This window comes from Arenibaculum sp. (assembly GCF_035998295.1).
In the GTDB taxonomy this organism is placed as follows: domain Bacteria; phylum Pseudomonadota; class Alphaproteobacteria; order Azospirillales; family Azospirillaceae; genus DASYHS01.
This window is the reverse complement of sequence record NZ_DASYHS010000302.1, coordinates 1-2533: the sequence shown is the minus strand read 5'-3', so window position 1 is coordinate 2533 and position 2533 is coordinate 1. Positions and strand designations below refer to the sequence as shown.

Here is a 2533-nt window from a genome sequence, read left to right as displayed (position 1 = left end):
GACGTCCCGGCGGCATGGGACCTGGTCGCCTATCTGTGCATCGGCCGTCCCGCGGAGCAGCACCTCGATCCCGAGCTGGAGCGGGCCGGCTGGCAGGCGCGCGACGCCGCGGCGGACGAGATCACGATCCGCTGAACGTCATCCCGCCCGCGTCATCCCGCCCGCGCCACGATGCCGGGCGCCGTAGCGGCTCCACAGCAGGACCGCGGCGCCGAGCCCGATCCCGGCAAGGTCCGTCTTCCACCCGCCCTCGATCATGCACAGCGCGGCGACCAGCAGCAGTATGCGGGCCGGCATCCCGATCCGGCCCAGCAGCCAGCCCTGGACCGAGGCCGCGAGCAGCCACACGCCGATGGTCCCGGTCACGCTGACCCGCAGGATCTGGGTCCAGCTTCCCTCCATCAGCAGCGCCGGGCTGTAGAAGAACATGAACGGCACGATGAAGGCGGCGAGCCCCAGCTTGAAGGCGGTGATGGAGGTGCGCATGGGGTCGGATCCCGCGATGGCCGCTCCGGCATAGGCGGCCAGCGCGACCGGTGGGGTGATCGCGGAGATGACCGCGAAATAGAAGACGAAGAAATGCGCGACCAGCACGGGGATCCCGAGCTGGACCAGCCCCGGCGCCACGACCGAGGCCGCCACCGCGTAGGCTGCCGTGGTGGGCATGCCCATGCCGAGCAGCACGGCGATGCCCATGGCGAAGACCAGCGCCAGGAGCTGGTTGGTCTCCGCGACCTGCAACAGCAGCGAGGAGAAGCGCAGGCCGACGCCGGTCAGGCCGATCACGCCGACGATGATGCCGGCGCAGGCGCAGACCGCGATGAGCTGGATCGACATCCTGGCCGACAGGTCGAGTGCCCCCAGCACGCTGCGCGGGCCCATCCGGTGGCTGGTGAGCCAGCTTACGACGATGGCGCTGACCAGCGCGACCGTGCCGGCCCGGATCACCGAGTAGCCGAGGAACAGCGCGCCGACCAGGATCACGATCGGCAGGAACAGGTAGACCTGGCGCAGCAGGCCGCGGATCTCCGGCAGTTCGCGCCGGGGCAGGCCGGACATGCCCAGCCGGGCCGCCTCCAGGTCGACCATGAAGAAGATCGACACGAAGTACAGCAGGGCGGGGATCGTCGCCGCGACGATCAGGTCGGTGTAGGGGATCCCCGTCACCTCCGCCATGATGAACGCGCCGGCGCCCATGATCGGCGGCATGATCTGGCCGCCGGTGGAGGCCGCGGCCTCGATCGCGCCGGCGCTCTGCGGCCGGTAGCCGACCTTGCGCATCAGCGGGATCGTCAGGCTGCCGGTCGCGACCACGTTGCCGGCCGAGGTGCCGTTGATCATGCCCATCAGCCCGCTCGCGAACACCGCGACCTTGGCCGGGCCGCCGCGGGCCTGGCCCGCGATCGCGAAGGCGAAGTTGACGAAGTAGTCGCCGACCCGGCTCGCCTGGAGGAAGGCGGCGAAGGCGATGAACAGGATGATGTAGGTGGAGGAGACCGCCGTCGTCGGGCCGAGGATGCCGTTGTCGGTGTAGAGATAGGTGACGAGGCGGTCCATCTGGTAGCCGTCGTGGTTCAGGAAGCCCGGCAGCATCGGCCCCACGAAGCCGTAGGCCACGAAGACGAGCGCGATCACGACCAGCGCCAGACCCGCGACGCGGCGGGTCAGCTCCAGGATCAGCGCGATGCCCGACAGGCTCACCCACAGGTCGGGCGGGGTCGGCATCACGCCGGCGCGGAACTGAAGCGCGCCCAGGTTGAACACCAGATAGGCCCCGACGACGGCGCTGCAGGCGATCAGCACCCAGTCCGGCCAGGAGACGCGCCCGCCCGTCCCGGATTCGCGGAGTACCCAGCCGGCCAGGATGCCGCTCAGGGTCGCGAGCACGAGCGGCGGCCCGATCCAGCCGAACACCCAGGCCGGCGGCTGCGGCGTGCCCCAGGTGTAGCGCAGCGCCAGCGCGTAGAGCATCAACCCGGCGACGGCGGCGCCCAGGATGCCGAGCGCGCCGCCCAGCAGCGGCTGGGCGAGGCGGGCCGGGCCCGGGCCGGGGATCGTCCCCCGCATGTCCAGCGTCTTCCCGGCGACCAGCGCGAAACCGATCATCAGCCCACCCGCGACGTGCAGGATGCGGAAGGTCCAGGTCTCGAGCGGGAAGACGTTGAGGACGAGGAGATGGAACGTGGTGTAGGCGATGGCCGCCCAGTACAGCGCCAGGCCCTGCCAGCCGTCGAGCCGGCGCTGGTTGCCGGCCTCCGGCTCGTCTGCGGCGCGCAGCACTGGCTGCTGCGCCGGCGAATCACTCGGCTGCGACATGAATTCTTCCCTCGGATCCGGGGCGGGAGCCTGCCGCCGGCAGGCCCCCTGACCGGGTTCCGCTCGGGGTCAGTTCTTGGCTTCCGGCGGGATCACGTTCTCGCCGAGTTCCAGCCCCTTCTCCCGGTAGTACCGGATGGCGCCGGGATGGAACCACAGGAAGTTGTTCTTGTCGTAGGCCTCGGGGACGGTCTCCGCGGCGGCGCTGTGGATCGCG

The 2533-nt window shown here is 70.7% G+C and carries 2 protein-coding genes; both read right to left on the bottom strand.

The genetic code is table 11. From position 1 onward, the window contains the following. Positions 1 to 138: 138 nt before the first annotated feature. The gene (locus VGO20_RS28570) at positions 139 to 2316 is read right to left on the bottom strand and encodes a TRAP transporter permease (RefSeq protein ID WP_327505827.1); all 2178 of its coding nucleotides are present in this window, start codon (positions 2314 to 2316) and stop codon (positions 139 to 141) included. Between the two features lie 69 nt (positions 2317 to 2385). Further along, entirely contained in the window at positions 2386 to 2529 is a 144-nt protein-coding gene (locus VGO20_RS28700) for a hypothetical protein (RefSeq protein WP_473964869.1), read from the bottom strand. Between the last annotated feature and the right edge of the window lie 4 nt (positions 2530 to 2533).

Coding starts and splice junctions, on each gene's coding strand:
- VGO20_RS28570 (WP_327505827.1), bottom strand. CDS start 2,316: ATGTCGCAGCCGAGTGATTCGCCGGCGCAGCAGCCAGTGCTGCGCGCC.